The sequence below is a fragment of the Streptomyces sp. NPDC060209 genome, from assembly GCF_042728155.1.
Classification (GTDB): Bacteria; Actinomycetota; Actinomycetes; order Streptomycetales; family Streptomycetaceae; genus Streptomyces.
This window is the reverse complement of sequence record NZ_JBHWZS010000029.1, coordinates 21,575-36,554: the sequence shown is the minus strand read 5'-3', so window position 1 is coordinate 36,554 and position 14,980 is coordinate 21,575. Positions and strand designations below refer to the sequence as shown.

The following is a 14,980-nucleotide window of genomic DNA, read 5'->3' as shown; positions in this document are numbered from 1 at the left end:
CAGCACCCAAGGGCTGTCCCGTAATGCCCGGTGGATCAGCGCGCGGCGTCGGATGCGGTGCATCGCAAGGCGGAGGGGCGTCCTCATACTGGGCGTATTCGGGCGACCCGACAACGCGGCGAGGCGCCGTAGCTGTCGTCGTGCGCCCGCCGGGTGTTACGGGACAGCCCTCAGACCTCGGGCAGGGAAGGATCGGGCGTCCAGGGGGATGGTGCGGTGATGGACCAACGTTCGTGGTCGCGCCAGGCTCCGTCGATGTAGAGATAGGCGGGCGACAGACCTTCGTAACGAAAGCCCAGGCGCTGGACCAAGGTCAAAGACGCCTTGTTCGTCGGCTGGATGTTCGCCTCCAGCCGGTGCAGCCGCAGCTCGTCGAAGGCATGCCGCAGGGCGACGGTGAGCCCTTCGGTCATGTAACCCCGCCCCGCGGACGGGACGAACGCCGCATAGCCGAGGGACGCGCCCTGGTAACGGCCCCGGATGATCGAGTTGATGTTGACCATGCCGGCAGCCGCACCGGTCTCCCGAACGCGGATCACGAAGCCCTGGTTGGTGCCGTCGCTGAAGCGAGGCATCCACCTCTGGAACTCCTCCGCTGTAGCGGGCAGTTGCATCCACGGTGCATGGAGCTCGGTGCTGGCCCTCACGAGCGAGCAGAACTCATCCTGGTCGGCGAGGGTGAGTGGGCACAGTTCGACTCGTGACGGCGTATTGGGCATGGGGCAATGTTAAGGGCTGTCCCGTAGTCCCCGGCGGGCGCACGACGACAGCTCTACGGCGATCACCGCGACCATTCCCGACAAGCCTGAGGCGGCACAGCCACACACGGGAGCGGATGACGGGTGGCACGGGGGCCGGCGGGCCACAGACCTGAATCGGTGGCCCGCGACCGTCCAGGGGCTAGGGTGCCGTCGCGAAAGCGTCGACGCCCGTGAGGTCGGCCGACAGCGCCCACAAGCGCGCGGCCTCCTCGGAGTCGGTCGCGTGTGCGTGCACGCCGCCTTCCGAGCCGTCGCCGGCCGGCTCGGCCACGTCGCAGTCCTCGCAGTACACGCCGCCGATGCCCGCCAGTTGGGGCGAGGTCGCCGCCCACACCTGCGTCGCCGCCCCTTGCCCGGGCGTCTTGAAGGTGGGATCGGTCGGGTTGCCGTTCTCGTCGATCCAGCCCGCGTCGACCATCTCCGCCTTCGCGAGGTGGCGCTGCAGCGGGGTGAGGATGCTGCCCGGATGCACCGCGAACGCCCTGACTCCGGCGTCGCGGCCGAGCGCATCGAGCTGCACGGCGAACAGCACGTTCGCCGCCTTAGCCTGCCCGTACGCCTGCCACCTGTCGTAGCCACGCTCGAACTGCACGTCGTCCCAGCGCACGCCGGTGATGCCGTGGGCGCCGGAGGACACGGCGACCACGCGCGCGCCACCGTGGGCGATCGCCGGCCAGAGATGGTTGATCAACGCGAAGTGGCCGAGGTGGTTGGTGGCGAACTGCGCCTCCCACCCCGGGCCGACCCTCGTCTCGGGGCAGGCCATGATCCCCGCGTTGTTGATCACGATGTCGACCTTGCGATCCGAGGCCAGGAACCGCTCGGCGAAACCGCGGACGCTTTCCAGGTCGGACAAGTCGAGGTCGTCGGTCTCCACGCCGTCGATGCCCTCGACCGCCTCCTGGGCGACCGCCCGACGCCGTGCGGGGACCACGACGCGGGCTCCGGCACCCGCCAGGGCGCGGGTCGTCTCCAGGCCAAGTCCCGAGTAGCCACCGGTGACGATCGCGGTGCTGCCGGACAGGTCGATCCCACTCAGGACGTCGTCCGTGGTGCTCCGGGCACCGAAGCCCGATCCGATCTTGTGCTGAGGTGTCGTCATGACGGAGACGCTAGGTGCTGGACCGCGCTCTAAGTCAAGGGCCGGTGATGGCGAACGTCCGGGTGCAGCCGTTGCGACTGTGGTGGCTCACCACAATCGCCGACGGTGGCTGTCCCGGTACCGGACTTGTCATGCTCCACAGGCGGCACAAGGACAATGGTGTGGCCGGCTCGAAGACAGGGCGGGCTGACCGCACAAGTCCCCTCAGCCCGCCGGGTCCTCCCAGGGGATTCGAGTCACGCGCAGCAGCCGCCGGACGGCGCGGGCTCCTCGGCAGCCGCGGTGGAGATCGGTGCGGCAGCGGCGATCTGCACCGGAGCGGGCGCCGGAGCGCAGCAGCCGCCGCCGGCAGCGTCTCCCGCAGAAGGTTCGTCGAAGAGCCCGGCGCCGCCGCAGACTCCGGTCTCGGGGAGGGTGAGCTCGACGCGGTCGGCGGACTCCACGTCACCGGCGAGGGCGGCGGTGACGGAGCGGACCTGTTCGTATCCGGTCATGGCGAGGAAGGTGGGGGCGCGGCCGTAGGACTTCATGCCGACGAGGTAGATGCCGGATTCGGGGTGGGACAGCTCGCGGTGTCCGTGCGGGTAGACCGTGCCGCAGGAGTGCTGGTTGGGATCGATGAGCGGGGCGAGCTCCGTCGGTGCCTGAAGGCGCTCGTCCAGGCCGAGGCGGAGCTCGGACAGGAACGACAGGTCAGGGCGCAGGCCGGTCAGGACGATGATCTCGTCCACCGGGTCGAGACGGCGCCCGTCCTCAGCCACCAGGATCAGGCGCTCGTCGTCACCGCGTTCGATGACGTCCGTGCGGAAGCCGGTGATGGCATCGGCATGTCCGGCGTCGACGGCAGCCTTTGCCGCCAGGCCCAGGGCGCCGCGGGCGGGGAGTTGGTCGGCGGAGCCCCCGCCGAAGGTGGAGCCGCTGATGCCACGTCGCAGGATCCAGACGGAGTGGGTGCCGGGCTCGTCCTTCGCGACATCGGCGAGTGAGGCGAGAGCGGTGAAGGCGGAGGCGCCGGAGCCGATGACAGCGGTGCGCTTGCCGGCGTACCGGGCGCGGACGGCCGGGTCCGTGAGATCGGGGATGCGGTAGGAGATGTGGGCCGAGGCCGCGTGCTCGCCGAGGGCGGGAAGCCCGTCGGCACCGACGGGGCTCGGGGTGGACCAGGTGCCGGAGGCGTCGATCACGGCGCGGGCGAGGATCCCCTCCTCTGTGCCGTCCGCGCTCTTGATGCGGACGGTGAAGGGCTGCTGCTCACGGTCCGCGTCGACGATGCGGTCGCGGCCGCGGCGGGACACGCCGGTGACGGTGGTGCCGTAGCGGACCTTGTCACCGAGAAGGTCCGCGAGCGGCTGGAGGTACTTCTCCGCCCAGTCCGCGCCGGAGGGGTAGGTGCCGCCGTCGGGTGCGGTCCAGCCGGTGGGGGAGAGGAGCTTCTCGGCTGCGGGGTCCACGACCTCGGACCACGTCGAGAACAGCCGCACGTGCCCCCACTCACGCACCGCGCTGCCCGCTGCGGGGCCGGCCTCCAGGACCAGGGTTTCCATACCGAGCCCGGTGAGGTGGGCGGCGGCAGCCAGGCCGGTGGGGCCGGCTCCGATCACCACGGTGGGCAGGGCGGTGATGGGCGCGTTCACGGCGACTCTCCAGGTTGTTTCGACGTTCTTCGATGTCTGACACCGCCAGCATGGCATTTGTATTGATGAACGTCAACATAGACGATCGTCGAAATATGATCAGGCGGGGTGTGGGGTCTTTCCGTCGGAGGGGGATGACGGCCCCGCCCGTCATCGGCCCGGCCGTCGGGCTCTGGCTGTCGACCGTGACTCCTCGCTCACTGATTCGACGTGTGTCAACATAGGTGTATGTCGAATACCAGGTCGTTGCCTGTGCTGGAGCCGGTTGTCGTGCCGTGCTGTCCGCCGTTGACCGAACGGCCGTTGAGCGCGGAGGAGGCCGAGCGGACGGCGAAGATGTTCAAGGCGCTCGGTGACCCTGTCCGCCTGCGCCTTTTCTCCGCTGTCGCCTCGCACGAGGGCGGTGAGGCGTGCGTCTGCGATATCTCCGACGTGGGCGTCTCCCAGCCGACGGTTTCCCATCACCTGAAGAAGCTGCGGGAGGCCGGCCTGCTCAGCTCCGAGCGGCGCGGGACGTGGGTCTACTACCGCGTGGAGCCCTCCGTCCTCGCGGCCATGGGACAACTACTGTCTTCCGCTGCCTGACGTCCCCAGCAGGCTGACGAGCTGTACTCGCCTCCCGACCCACCTGGTGCGGTCGTCCTGAGCAGCCGCCTGGCCATCCGTTGTACAGGTCGCGAGATCGCGGCCGGCGCCCAGGCCGTGGAACAGGTGCTGGACCGGTCCTGCCGCGATGGCGTACCGCAGTTCCCGACGACCGAACAAGGTACGTAGCCATGTGAGCGAAACCGCCCCGTTCCAGGGCGTGTTCTCCAAGGCCGTGGCCAAGCCCGGTCAGCCTCGCCTACGTCCGATGGCGGACGAGGCAGTGACACCGTCCGCAGTAGACATCGTGGTGCGATGTCCTTCGTCGAGGGCGCCGTCGCGGACATCCGGAACCCCAACAGTCATGAGGACGGGCTGACCACGACTGCATCCACATCCAGGCATCACCAGATCGCCGATGTGCCGGCGGTTGGCACCTCGGCTCCCGCCGCGTGCGCAGTGCCGCTTCCGCCCTATGGCCGGTGGCGGGGCCGGGGTATGGACGGCGGTGTGCGGGCAGGAGTCGAGGCTGCGCTTCAGCGTTGCGTGGTGCTGGTGCTGGTGCTGGTGCTGGTGGCGAGCGTGGACGAAGTGAACTTCTTGCGCCAGGCCAGGGCCACGTACACGAGGGCGATCAGGACCGGGACCTCGATCAACGGACCGACGACCCCGGAGAGAGCCTGGCCGGAGGTGACGCCGAAGGTGGCGATGGCCACGGCGATGGCCAGCTCGAAGTTGTTGCCGGCCGCTGTGAAGGCCAGCGTCGCGGTGCGGTCGTAGGCCAGACCGATGGTCTTGCCGATCAGGAAGCTGCCGAAGAACATGATCGCGAAGTACACGAGCAGCGGCAGCGCGATGCGGACCACGTCCAGCGGCTGCGAGGTGATCGTCTTTCCCTGGAGGGCGAAGAGGATGACGATCGTGAAGAGCAGGCCGTAGAGGGCCCAGGGGCCGATCTTCGGCAGGAACTTCGCCTCGTAGGACTCGCGGCCCAACTTCTTCTCACCCACGCGACGGGTGAGGAAGCCGGTGAGCAGGGGCACGCCGAGGAAGATGACGACGTTCAGGGCGATCTTCCACATGGAGATGTCGAGCGTCTCGCCTTCGCCCAGGCCGAGCCAGCCGGGCAACAGGTCGAGGTAGAGCCACCCGAGCAGACCGAACGCGATGACCTGGAAGACCGAGTTCAGGGCCACCAGGACGGCGGCGGCCTCGCGGTCGCCGCAGGCCAGGTCGTTCCAGATGATGACCATGGCGATGCAGCGGGCGAGGCCGACGATGATCAGGCCGGTGCGGTACTCGGGCAGGTCCGGCAGGAAGATCCAGGCCAGCGCGAACATGACGGCCGGGCCGATGATCCAGTTGATGACCAGCGAGGAGACCATCAACTTGCGGTCGCCGGTGACCGCGTCGAGCTTGTCGTAGCGGACCTTGGCCAGGACCGGATACATCATGATCAGCAGGCCGACGGCGATCGGCAGCGAGATGCCGCCCATTTCCACCTTCGCCAGCGCGTCGTTCAGGCCGGGGACCAGACGTCCGAGACCGAGGCCGAGGGCCATGGCCAGGAGTATCCAGACGGCGAGGAAGCGGTCAAGGGCCGACAGCTTCCGGACGACCGAGAAGTCCTCGGCCGTCGCGGTTACTTCGGTCGGGGTCACGGACAGGCCCTCTTGTTCTCTGCGGCGTTACGGGCGGAGTCGGCCAGGTCGGCGAACTGGCCGGCGAGCTGGGCGATGACGTCCGGCCGGAGCTTGTAGTACGTGAAGCGCCCGCACGGTTCGGTCTCCACGACCCCCGCCTCGCGCAGGACCCTCAGGTGGTTGGAGAGATTGGTCTGCCGGGCACCGGTCTCCTCCACCAAGTGGCTGGTGCACAGCGTCTCGCGGGCGAGCAGGGTCACGATCTGGAGCCGGAGCGGATCTCCCAGCACCCGGATCAGTTCAGTGTCGACTGACGTCATCATGCGCTGATACTCTCACATCAGTGGCCACTGACGTCACGAGGTGCTGATGTCACTTGCACCTGATTCAATCGTGCGACGAGAGAGATCTCCTGATGTCCGAGAAGCCCTCTGTGCTGTTCGTCTGTGTCCACAACGCCGGCCGCTCCCAGATGGCCGCCGCGTGGCTGACCCACCTCGCCGGGGACCGCGTCGAGGTTCGCTCCGCAGGATCCGACCCGGGCGACGCTGTGAACCCGGCCGCCGTCGAAGCGATGGCCGAGGTCGGTATCGACATCTCCGCCGAACAGCCGAAGATCCTCACCGTCGACGCGGTCAAGGAGTCGGACGTCTGCATCACGATGGGCTGCGGTGACAGCTGCCCCGTCTTCCCCGGAAAGCGCTACCTGGACTGGAAGCTCGAAGACCCGGCGGGCCAGGGCGTGGCAGCCGTGCGCCCGATCCGTGACGAGATCAAGGCCATGGTCGAGGGTCTGATCAAGGAGATCGGCGTCCCGGCTTGCTGACCTGGTGACCGCCACGGCGGGATCCGGGCGCGGATGCCTGGCTCCCGCTCCGGTAAGCAGCGAGGATGCCGGTTTCGGCACTCAGGGCGACACGGTGCATACGCGGAACTGGGGCCGCGATCGTGGCGAGGCAGGGCGCGGCGGCCTTCCGTGCAGCCCGGTGGCTGCGGGCCGGCAACGTCGGTGTGAACGCCACCAGCCGCAACGTGGAGGCGTCGATTCGGGGTTCGAGGAACAGCGGGGTGTGCCGTGGTGTCAGCTCGTACGCGCTGCACACCTACGGCGAGTTGCATCCGATCGCTGAGCCGGGATGAGCGCTCAGGCGTGCCGTTGAGTGGGTGATGTCGAGGAGGTGTGTGCGGCGGATGGGACGTGACCTTCTTATATGCAGAGAGTGTTAGCCTGCCTGCGGTCATGATCGAACGCATACGGGGGAGGCGCGGTGGGCTTCGACGGCTACCAGGTCAAGGCAGGAATGACCGGCCAGGCCCAGCAACTCGACGACGCCGGTACGGATATGGACGGCGTCAGCTCGGCCGTCAAGCCCCGCACGAGTTACTCGTACGACCATGCCGGCGGAGATGACGCCGCGTCGGCGCTCAACGCGTTCGTGAAGGCATGGGAAGCGGAGGCCAAGACACTGGCGTCGGCGTTGCACGAGCTCGGTGGCAAGGTGCAGTTGGCCAAGCAGGCCTACCGCGGCACCGACGGGCTCGTGAGGACGAGCGTGGACAGTGTCTCCGTCGGTGGCACGAGCAGTCTCGCCGACACATCGACGCAGGGCGAGCGCAGCTCGGCCCTGTCGAGCTACTGAGGTCGGGCCGGTGTCGTTCTTCTCCTCTCCTCTCGATTCCCCATCCTTCCGCCTCGCGTGGCTCGCCGGTCTGTCCAAGAAGATGCTCGGCGCCGGGAGCAAGAACGAGGTTCTCGACCTGATAAACGATGCCCTCTCGGTGCCCGCACCGGGTGGGGACCAAGGCGTCCTTGTGGGCCTGGCAACCCTCTACCGAGGCCAGGTGGGCAACGTCGGCAGCGTCTTCGACCAGGTCGACCGGGTGGGCCGCAAAAGCCTTCCGGAAGTATGGGTCGGCGACACGAGCGTCCTCGCCTCCGACGCGGTGAACGCCGCCGCGCGGTCAGCGACCCAGATGAGCGAGGCGTTCCACGAATGCGCGACGGTGCTGCTGACGCTGGCCGACGCGATCGGCGCCGCGCAGCGCGAGGATGAGCGGGGCCGTGGGCAGCTGTTGGAGCAGAGGAGCATGCTCGGCGGCAAGGACGGGTTCTTCGACGATCTGCACGAGAACGACGAGGAGGAGTGGGACCGCAAGAACGCCGCCCACCTCGGCTCCTACGCGGTCGACCTGATGCACGCCGCCGTCTCCGACGCGCAGGAGGCCACCCGCGTCGCGGCCCGGGACCTGAACAAGTGGGCCGCCGAGGCACGGGCCGGGAAGATGGGGACCAGCGAACTCACCGCCGTCGACAAGCTGATGCTCGCCGACACCGGCGTCGCGGGCGCCGACACCGAGCTGAACGAGATCCTCAAGGCCGGCGAGCTGGAGCGCGCGTCGACGCGTATGGACGGGCTGAGCCTCGACGACGAGATGGCCATGGAGCGGATGCTGGCGAAGTCGGAGAACCCGCAGGAGCGGGCCTATCTGATGAAGGCCCTGGCCGCCGGCCACAGCGTCGCCGAGATCGGGGAGTTCCAGGACAAGATCCACGGCAAGGACCCCGACTGGATGCGCCGGCACCTCACTCCGGTGGTCACCGCCGCGGACAGCATGGACGACGAGGGCCTGGCGGCGAACGGCTCGAACAACAACACGGACTCCGTCACGTTCAACGGTCAGCGGTGGGTCCAGGGCGGCGACGGCTCCGAGGGCACCTGCGTGGCCTCGTCCACCGTCACGTCCCGCGCCATGGTCGATCCCCTGTACGCGCTCGACCTCACCGGCGGCCCCGACGGGCAGCAGGACGACCCCAACGCCTTCAAGCAGCGACTGGTGGCCGAACAGCACCGGCTGCACACCGAAGGTGACGGCGGCGAGAACTGGGGCGGCATGGGGTCCGAGGGGCAGGAACGGATCAATGACACCGCCGTCGGCAGTGCCACCGGCAGTGACTACCAGCGCCAGGACCTGGACAGCGACGCCGACCGCAGGGCGGTCCTCACCGAAGTCGAGAAGTCGGTGGCGCAGGGGCATCCGGTGCCGGTCGACGTTTCGGGCAAGGACGGCGCCCACGCGATGACCATCATCGCCCAGGAGGGTGACATGCTTCAGGTGTACAACCCCTGGGGCTCGACCACTTGGGTCAGCGAGGACGACTTCATCAACGGCCACATGGGCAAGGCTTCCCAAAATGATCTCCCTGACGCGTACAGTGTCTATCTTCCGCGGTAGCAGGGGCGGTGCCGTGATCGCGGCGGCCGCGCTCCTCGCTCTGGCCACGGGCTGCGGCTCGGGCACCGACGAACCGTCCGGCGGCTCCGCGAGCACCACGAGCCACCCGGTGAAGGACACCGACATCACCGCCGAGCCGGGCGAGCGCTTCACGCTCACCGTCGACCAGAACGCCTCCACCCGCGAGTACTGGTACCTGGTCGACCCCGGCCCCGACAACACGGTGCTCGTCAGCCGCGGCCGGGACTACGCGTCGGACTCCGGCGACGAGTCGGTGGCCGGTGCCGGCGGCAAGCTCACCTTCACCTTCGAGGCCAAGGGCAAGGGGACCACCCGGTTCACGCTGCTGCACTGCACCTTCACCACGTGCCAGGGCAACACCTCCACGCTGCCCCCCGAGACGACCGGGCCCTCCGCCACCCCGACTGCGGGGGCGGCCTCCCCCTCCCCGGCTCCCGAGCGCATCACCTACACCGTCACCGTCAACTGAACCGCAGCGGACCAGTCAGCTGAGACGAGATACCCGAGGCCCCGCCATGAACGACGCCCCGTACCTGCCGGACCGCACGGACGACGAGCTGGCACAGCTCGACATCACCGTCCTGCTGCGTTACGGCCTCACCGCCGAGCCCGGCCCCCGGCGGACCGCCCTGATCGGCGACGGTGCCGCGGCCGCGGCCGTCATCCTCGACCGCCTCGGCACCGAGCCCCGCTCGGTCGCCTTCCTCGCCGACACCGTGCGCGCCGGCGGACTCGCCCGCGCCGCAGAGCTGCCCGAGCCCCTGCCCGGCCGGGAGGCGGCAGTTCTCGTACGGGAGTGGCTGCGGGCCGGCGCCGAACTCGTGGGTGGGATCGCCGCCGACGACACCGCGGCAACCTGGCTGCGCGCCGTCGCGACCATCATCGAAATGAAGCAGCTGACCCGGGCGCGCGGCCGGAGTACGTGATCTGAGCAGCCGATCCGAGTGCGGCGGCGGGTGTGGGGCCACCGGGCGCCGAGCTGACCGGGGGCTTTACGGAGAGGACCCGTCCCGCCCCCGAACCCGGCGCCGGCCATGAGCGCACCTCGCACAGTGGTCGGCCCGACCGCAAGCCCTCGGTCAGCCCGGCGCCCTTTACCCGTTGCTGGACGGCGGGGCGTCTGACGCTCACGGGCGACGGCGCGGCGCTGGAAGTGGGTGACTCGCAGATCCTGTTCGACGTCGCCGATCCGCCGCCACCGGCTGCGGTTGACGGAACGTGGGTCGAGGTCCGTGTCGAGCGCGACAGCGTCAGCCTGTATCCCTGCCTGCTGTGATGCACGCGAGGGCGAGGCGGCTCTGCCGCCGTTCAGATACCTCGCCAGTTCGGGGTTGATTCGCGGGTGAGTCTGCGGTTCGTGAGGTCGATCATCGCTAAGTCTCTGCGCGTCCAGAACGCCAAAGTGGCGTCAATATCCAAGTAGCGGACTGCGGTTCAACAGCAGCAGCATCAGGCAGATCACCGCGGCCGGCTTGTCGGCGTCACGGCGATAGCCCCAGTCGGCCAGGACCTTGAAGATTCGTCGGACGGCACCGTCGATGAGATCGTCCCCGAATACCCGACGGGCCAGGGCGCGTCATCCCGCGCTACGGACCAGCATCCGACCCATCAGCGACCGAACATCGCGTGGACCTCTGAACGAGCGAGTCACGAGGCCTCGACCAGGCGGGGCCGGCCCTGGGGAATTACGTGAACTTGCCCCTGGAGAAACCGTGATCGTCGACGATCTACACCCTTACGTCGGTCGGGTAGCCCGAGGGGGAGTCGCACTCTCGGGCTACCCGGCCGTTGCATCTTCGCTTCCCCGGTCCCGGTCTGTCGCGGGGAGGGCGTTGTCGATGAGGACGGCGGCGATGGCGGCGGCGGCGGGGAAGGATTCGGCGTTGAGGACTCGGGTGCGGGCCGAGGCGCCATCGAGGAGCAGCGCCAGTTGTTCGCCGAGCTGTTCGGGGTTGGTGGCGCCGGCTTCGCGGGCCGTATCGGCGAGCCGCGCGGCGATGGCGAGCTTGTAGTCGCGTGCGTATTGGGACGCGGGGTGTTGGGGGTCGTGGATTTCGACGCTCGCCGCGATGTAGGGGCACAGGGGCGTGAGCTCCTCCGGGCCGGATGTGGGGACCTCGAAGGCGGCGAGGAGTCGTTCGCGGGGCGTGAGGTCGGTGCGGTCGAACACTCCGGCCATGATGTCGGGATCGAATCGGCGCAGGTATTCGGCGACCAGGTCGTCCTTGCCGGTGAAGTGCTGGTAGGCCGTGCGCTTCGAGACCTGGGCCACTGCGCAGAGTTGGTCCATGCCGGTGCGGTTGATGCCCTGGGCGCGGAACAGTTGCTGTGATGCGCTGAGGATGCGCTCGCGCGCACCCCTGCCGCGGCGCAGGCCCTGGGGGCCCTTCTCCAGCTTCGTCATGACTCCATCATAGCCCAGTGCGGTACTGGTCGGTATACATAGCTTGCGTTCCCACTGCTCGGCGGATACGTTTAAGTACACAACTCGGTGTACAAAGGAGTGGTCGTGGGAAAGCTCGATGGCAAGGTAGCGGTGATCACGGGCGGGTCGACCGGCTTGGCGCTGGCCGGCGCGAAGCTGTTCGTCGAGGAAGGGGCTCATGTCTTCATCACGGGCCGGCGGCAGGAGGCGCTGGATGACGCCGTCAAGGTGATCGGCCGGAACGTGACCGCCGTGCAGGGTGATGCGGCCGACCTGGACGACCTGGACCGTCTGTACGAGACGGTCAGGCGGGAAAAGGGCTCGATCGACGTGCTGTGGGCGAGTGCCGGCATGGGTGAGCAGGGCAAGCTCGGCGAGATCACCGAGGAGCAGTTCCATCGCACGTTCTCGCTGAACGCGCGCGGCACGCTGTTCACGGTGCAGAAGGCGCTGCCGCTGCTCAACGACGGTGGCTCGATCTTCATGACCGGGTCGAGCGCTTCGCTCAGGGGCTTCCCCGGGTGGAGTGTGTATGCGGGGAGCAAGGCCGTGCAGCAGGCCTGGGCCCGTGTGTGGCTGAACGAGCTGAGGGACAGGCGGATCCGGGTGAACGTGCTGACCCCCGGCCAGGTCGCCACGGCCAAGCAGGAGGAGTTGTTCGACGAGGAGACGAAGCGGCAGTTCGAGTCCCTGATCCCTCGGGGCGAGATGGGCCGCCCCGAGGAGATCGCGACGGTCGCGCTGTTCCTCGCCTCGGACGACTCGAGCTATGTGAACGGGCTGGAACTGACCACCGACGGCGGCACCACGGTGATCTGAACACACATATGTGCGGGCACACCCGCACATGGCTCGGCACAGACGAAACGAAGCGAAAGTTCGAGAGCAGGGAAGAGAGCGCACCTCATGAGCAGCATCAGCATCATCGGCACCGGGAACATGGCCCGTACCATCGGCGCGCTGGCGGTAGCGGGCGGCAACACGGTCGAGGTCCTGGGCCGCGATCACTCCAAGGCCGCTGACCTGGCCAAGGCTCTCGGCGGCGGCGCCACGACGGGAGAGTGGGGCGCCGTCCCGGCCGGGGACATCGTCATCGTGGCCCTGCTGTTCGACAGTGTCGTGCCGGCCGTCGCCAAGTACGGAAGCGCCCTCGCGGGCAAGGTCATCGTCGACATCAGCAACCCCTTCAATTCCACGCTCAACGGTCTGGCTCACCGCGAGGTCACCTCAATCGCCCAGGAAGTCGCCAAGGTGGCCCCGGCCAGTGCCAGCGTGGTGAAGGGATTCAACACCGTGTTCCGTCATGTCCTGGAGAACGGCCGGCCCGACGTGTTCATCGCTGGCGACAACGTGCAGGCCAAGGCGGACGTGGAGGCGTTCATCAAGAGCCTCGGGTTGCGCCCGCTGGACGCCGGTGGCCTGGAGATGGCGCACTGGCTGGAAGGAGCGGGTGTGCTCACGATGGGCCTCGCCCGCCACGGGGTGGGAGGCTGGGACTTCGCCCTCGGCGTCACGGAACTTCCCGCCTGAGCCGCACCGGAGAGATACTCGCGATGAGGCTTGGAGCTGCTTCGGCGACGTCACCACCGCCGAGTCCACCCCGACATGGCGCGGCGCAAGAAGCACCCGCGGCCACGCAGTCCGGGACAAGACAAAGGGGCTGAACGCCCTCTAAAGAGTCCGCTCGACGGTACATCCGAGGGACAGCGGTGAAACCCCTGGTTGTGGCGTGGTGGCGGACGATGTGCACGGGACGAGCAGGCCCAGCTCGGTGCGTCGGCGCTCCTCGAGGAACTCGATGCGCTGAGCCTGCTCGTCGGTGAGCACATCGCACACCCAGTCCCAGTGCAGTGCCACCTGGTCACCGGGGGAGAGCCGGTCGATCAGCGTCTGCCCATCGGCCGTGTGGCGCACTTCCTCCTCCCGCCACGCGCCGTCGGCCAGTCCCGTACCGTCCCAGCACAGCGGGCGTGAGCGTACCGTCGCCACGTCGCTGTCGGCACGGATGACCACTCCCGTACGGATGCGGCACCGGTCGAGCACGGTGAGGGCGGTCGGGTGCCCGCTCGATCGCAGTATCGGCGCCCAGGGATACACCTCGAACACCTGGAAACTGTGATGGGCCAGCGCGCGCCGCCCGGCCTCGCGCCAGGTGCCGCCGAGCTGCCCCCGGAACCGGTCGGTCATGCGCTCCACGAGAGCGGCGGGATCGGCCAGGTCCAGCAGCTCGTTGCCGATCCAGTAGGCCTCGACCACCCGCGCGTCGAGCGGGTCCTGCACCCCGGCCGTCTCCGCGAGGAACTGGAGATAGCACCAGGCACCCTCGAACTGCCTGGCCCGCCGCTCGATGTCGGCGGTCGCGTCACGGCGCAGGAGAGCCGCCGCGTCGGCGGGGCCGCAGTAGCCGAGTTCATTGGGCGGGTAGGCGTATCGCGCGAACAGCAGCGCGCCCTCGGCACTCACTCAGCAGATCCTCGGTAGTTGTTCGCCGATCGGAAGCCCGATCACCCGGCTCCCGCCCAACGCGGTCTTCGCGACCACCATCCCGGCGTGGTCCGGAACGCAGCTGCCGACCCTGCATGCGGACCTGCCCAGGGGGTGGGACTGCATCGCGGCCAGTACCCGGTCCGCGTCCTCGGCGGGGACGATCGCGATCAGCTTGCCCTCATTGGCCACCTGGAGCGGGTCGAGCCCGAGCAGACTGCACGCGTCCCGCACCGTGGGCGGCACGGGCAGCAGCCGCTCGACCAGTTCGATGCCCACGTCCGAGGCGCGGGCGATCTCGTTGAGCGAAGCCGATACGCCCCCGCGCGTGGGGTCCCGGAGCGTATGGAGGTCCGCACCGGTGGCGAGCATCGCGGCGACCAGTCCGTGCAGCGGAGCGGTGTCGCTCTCGACCGTCGTACCGAATTCGAGTCCCTCCCGACAGCTCATCACGGCCACGCCGTGCACGCCGATGTCGCCGCTGACGAGCACGGCGTCGCCGGGACGCGCCCGGCGGGCGTGGATGTCGACACCGGGAGGGACCACGCCGATGCCCGAGGTGTTGATGTAGACGCCGTCACCACTGGCGCGCTCCACGACCTTCGTGTCCCCGGTGACCAGGCGTACGCCGGCGGCCTCGGCGGCCCGTCCCACGGCCTGGGCGATCCGGCCGAGGGCGCTCAGTCCGGTGCCCTCCGCGAGGATGAAGGCGGTCGAGAGGAACAGGGGCGTTGCGCCGGACATGGCCAGGTCATTGACCGTACCGTTCACCGCCAGGTCACCGATCGACCCGCCGGGGAAGAACATCGGCTTCACCACGAACGAGTCCGTGGAGAAGGCGATGCGGGTTCCCGAGCCGATCCGCAGGACGGCGGAGTCACCGAGGTCGGCGGCTGCCGCGGCACCGTACGCGGGCAGGAACAGGTGCTCGATCAGCTCGCCGGACATCGCGCCGCCGCCCCCGTGGCCCATGACGACGGACGGGGTGTCCCGTAGCGGTACGGGACAGGTCCATCCCTCGAAGTCGAGGTCGGGCACTTCTGCCGTCACGTCGGTCGCTCCGAACCGTTCGGTCACGTCTTGCATCGCGT

The 14,980-nt window shown here is 68.7% G+C and carries 18 protein-coding genes; 10 read left to right on the top strand and 8 right to left on the bottom strand.

From position 1 onward, the window contains the following. Positions 1 to 170 precede the first annotated feature (170 nt). The 3 genes from ACFWFI_RS08880 to ACFWFI_RS08870 form a co-directional block, all read right to left on the bottom strand. On the bottom strand, positions 171 to 719 hold the full coding sequence (locus tag ACFWFI_RS08880) for a GNAT family N-acetyltransferase (protein ID WP_387387282.1): 549 nt from the start codon (positions 717 to 719) through the stop codon (positions 171 to 173). A 181-nt stretch (positions 720 to 900) separates the two neighbouring features. Further along, on the bottom strand, positions 901 to 1,863 hold the full coding sequence (locus ACFWFI_RS08875) for an SDR family NAD(P)-dependent oxidoreductase (RefSeq protein ID WP_387387280.1): 963 nt from the start codon (positions 1,861 to 1,863) through the stop codon (positions 901 to 903). Positions 1,864 to 2,099: 236 nt separating this feature from the next. Next, positions 2,100 to 3,497, bottom strand: coding sequence for an NAD(P)-binding domain-containing protein (locus ACFWFI_RS08870; RefSeq protein WP_387387278.1), 1,398 nt, complete (start codon positions 3,495 to 3,497; stop codon positions 2,100 to 2,102). A gap of 228 nt (positions 3,498 to 3,725) precedes the next feature. Here ACFWFI_RS08870 and ACFWFI_RS08865 point away from each other — a divergent pair, with 228 nt between their 5' ends. Next, positions 3,726 to 4,082, top strand: a complete 357-nt coding sequence (locus ACFWFI_RS08865) for an ArsR/SmtB family transcription factor (protein ID WP_387387276.1) — start codon at positions 3,726 to 3,728, stop codon at positions 4,080 to 4,082. A 536-nt stretch (positions 4,083 to 4,618) separates the two neighbouring features. On the opposite strand, the gene arsB is transcribed toward ACFWFI_RS08865, so the two are convergent. Together arsB and ACFWFI_RS08855 are read right to left on the bottom strand one after the other, a co-directional pair. After that, complete coding sequence (arsB, locus tag ACFWFI_RS08860) at positions 4,619 to 5,743, bottom strand: ACR3 family arsenite efflux transporter (RefSeq protein WP_387387274.1); 1,125 nt, start codon at positions 5,741 to 5,743, stop codon at positions 4,619 to 4,621. Next, positions 5,740 to 6,048 (bottom strand): ArsR/SmtB family transcription factor, encoded by a 309-nt coding sequence (locus ACFWFI_RS08855; protein WP_387387272.1) that lies wholly within the window; start codon positions 6,046 to 6,048, stop codon positions 5,740 to 5,742. The genes arsB and ACFWFI_RS08855 overlap by 4 nt, the downstream gene beginning before the upstream one ends. A gap of 92 nt (positions 6,049 to 6,140) precedes the next feature. On the opposite strand from ACFWFI_RS08855, the gene ACFWFI_RS08850 reads away from it, so the two are divergent. The 7 genes from ACFWFI_RS08850 to ACFWFI_RS08820 all read left to right on the top strand — a co-directional run bounded on the left by ACFWFI_RS08850 (position 6,141) and on the right by ACFWFI_RS08820 (position 10,256). Further along, positions 6,141 to 6,551 (top strand): arsenate reductase ArsC, encoded by a 411-nt coding sequence (locus ACFWFI_RS08850; RefSeq protein WP_387387270.1) that lies wholly within the window; start codon positions 6,141 to 6,143, stop codon positions 6,549 to 6,551. 65 nt (positions 6,552 to 6,616) lie between these two features. Further along, the gene (locus ACFWFI_RS08845; protein ID WP_387387268.1) at positions 6,617 to 6,865 is read left to right on the top strand and encodes an aldehyde dehydrogenase family protein; all 249 of its coding nucleotides are present in this window, start codon (positions 6,617 to 6,619) and stop codon (positions 6,863 to 6,865) included. A 128-nt stretch (positions 6,866 to 6,993) separates the two neighbouring features. Next, positions 6,994 to 7,365 (top strand): hypothetical protein, encoded by a 372-nt coding sequence (locus ACFWFI_RS08840; protein ID WP_387387266.1) that lies wholly within the window; start codon positions 6,994 to 6,996, stop codon positions 7,363 to 7,365. 10 nt (positions 7,366 to 7,375) lie between these two features. Next, positions 7,376 to 8,959, top strand: coding sequence for a peptidoglycan-binding protein (locus ACFWFI_RS08835; RefSeq protein ID WP_387387265.1), 1,584 nt, complete (start codon positions 7,376 to 7,378; stop codon positions 8,957 to 8,959). A 13-nt stretch (positions 8,960 to 8,972) separates the two neighbouring features. After that, entirely contained in the window at positions 8,973 to 9,449 is a 477-nt protein-coding gene (locus tag ACFWFI_RS08830) for a protease inhibitor I42 family protein (protein ID WP_387387263.1), read from the top strand. A 46-nt stretch (positions 9,450 to 9,495) separates the two neighbouring features. Next, positions 9,496 to 9,906 (top strand): hypothetical protein, encoded by a 411-nt coding sequence (locus tag ACFWFI_RS08825; RefSeq protein WP_387387262.1) that lies wholly within the window; start codon positions 9,496 to 9,498, stop codon positions 9,904 to 9,906. 32 nt (positions 9,907 to 9,938) lie between these two features. Continuing rightward, positions 9,939 to 10,256 carry a hypothetical protein gene (locus tag ACFWFI_RS08820; RefSeq protein ID WP_387387261.1) on the top strand — a complete coding sequence of 106 codons (318 nt, stop codon included), beginning with the start codon at positions 9,939 to 9,941 and terminating at the stop codon, positions 10,254 to 10,256. A gap of 501 nt (positions 10,257 to 10,757) precedes the next feature. Here ACFWFI_RS08820 and ACFWFI_RS08815 read toward each other — a convergent pair. Further along, entirely contained in the window at positions 10,758 to 11,384 is a 627-nt protein-coding gene (locus ACFWFI_RS08815; protein WP_387387259.1) for a TetR/AcrR family transcriptional regulator, read from the bottom strand. 105 nt (positions 11,385 to 11,489) lie between these two features. Between ACFWFI_RS08815 and ACFWFI_RS08810 the strand changes: the two genes are divergently transcribed. Next, positions 11,490 to 12,224, top strand: a complete 735-nt coding sequence (locus tag ACFWFI_RS08810; protein WP_387387257.1) for an SDR family NAD(P)-dependent oxidoreductase — start codon at positions 11,490 to 11,492, stop codon at positions 12,222 to 12,224. A gap of 87 nt (positions 12,225 to 12,311) precedes the next feature. After that, positions 12,312 to 12,935 carry an NADPH-dependent F420 reductase gene (locus ACFWFI_RS08805; RefSeq protein WP_387387256.1) on the top strand — a complete coding sequence of 208 codons (624 nt, stop codon included), beginning with the start codon at positions 12,312 to 12,314 and terminating at the stop codon, positions 12,933 to 12,935. Positions 12,936 to 13,076: 141 nt separating this feature from the next. Here the strand turns inward: ACFWFI_RS08805 and ACFWFI_RS08800 are convergent, their stop codons facing one another. Both ACFWFI_RS08800 and hypE read right to left on the bottom strand, forming a co-directional pair. Further along, positions 13,077 to 13,868 carry a DUF6390 family protein gene (locus ACFWFI_RS08800; RefSeq protein ID WP_387387255.1) on the bottom strand — a complete coding sequence of 264 codons (792 nt, stop codon included), beginning with the start codon at positions 13,866 to 13,868 and terminating at the stop codon, positions 13,077 to 13,079. Beyond that, on the bottom strand, positions 13,869 to 14,975 hold the full coding sequence (hypE, locus tag ACFWFI_RS08795; RefSeq protein WP_387387253.1) for a hydrogenase expression/formation protein HypE: 1,107 nt from the start codon (positions 14,973 to 14,975) through the stop codon (positions 13,869 to 13,871). Positions 14,976 to 14,980: the final 5 nt, after the last annotated feature.

Coding starts and splice junctions, on each gene's coding strand:
- ACFWFI_RS08880 (WP_387387282.1), bottom strand. CDS start 719: ATGCCCAATACGCCGTCACGAGTCGAACTGTGCCCACTCACCCTCGCC.
- ACFWFI_RS08875 (WP_387387280.1), bottom strand. CDS start 1,863: ATGACGACACCTCAGCACAAGATCGGATCGGGCTTCGGTGCCCGGAGC.
- ACFWFI_RS08865 (WP_387387276.1), top strand. CDS start 3,726: ATGTCGAATACCAGGTCGTTGCCTGTGCTGGAGCCGGTTGTCGTGCCG.
- ACFWFI_RS08855 (WP_387387272.1), bottom strand. CDS start 6,048: ATGATGACGTCAGTCGACACTGAACTGATCCGGGTGCTGGGAGATCCG.
- ACFWFI_RS08850 (WP_387387270.1), top strand. CDS start 6,141: ATGTCCGAGAAGCCCTCTGTGCTGTTCGTCTGTGTCCACAACGCCGGC.
- ACFWFI_RS08845 (WP_387387268.1), top strand. CDS start 6,617: ATGCCGGTTTCGGCACTCAGGGCGACACGGTGCATACGCGGAACTGGG.
- ACFWFI_RS08825 (WP_387387262.1), top strand. CDS start 9,496: ATGAACGACGCCCCGTACCTGCCGGACCGCACGGACGACGAGCTGGCA.
- ACFWFI_RS08815 (WP_387387259.1), bottom strand. CDS start 11,384: ATGACGAAGCTGGAGAAGGGCCCCCAGGGCCTGCGCCGCGGCAGGGGT.
- ACFWFI_RS08805 (WP_387387256.1), top strand. CDS start 12,312: ATGAGCAGCATCAGCATCATCGGCACCGGGAACATGGCCCGTACCATC.
- hypE (WP_387387253.1), bottom strand. CDS start 14,975: ATGCAAGACGTGACCGAACGGTTCGGAGCGACCGACGTGACGGCAGAA.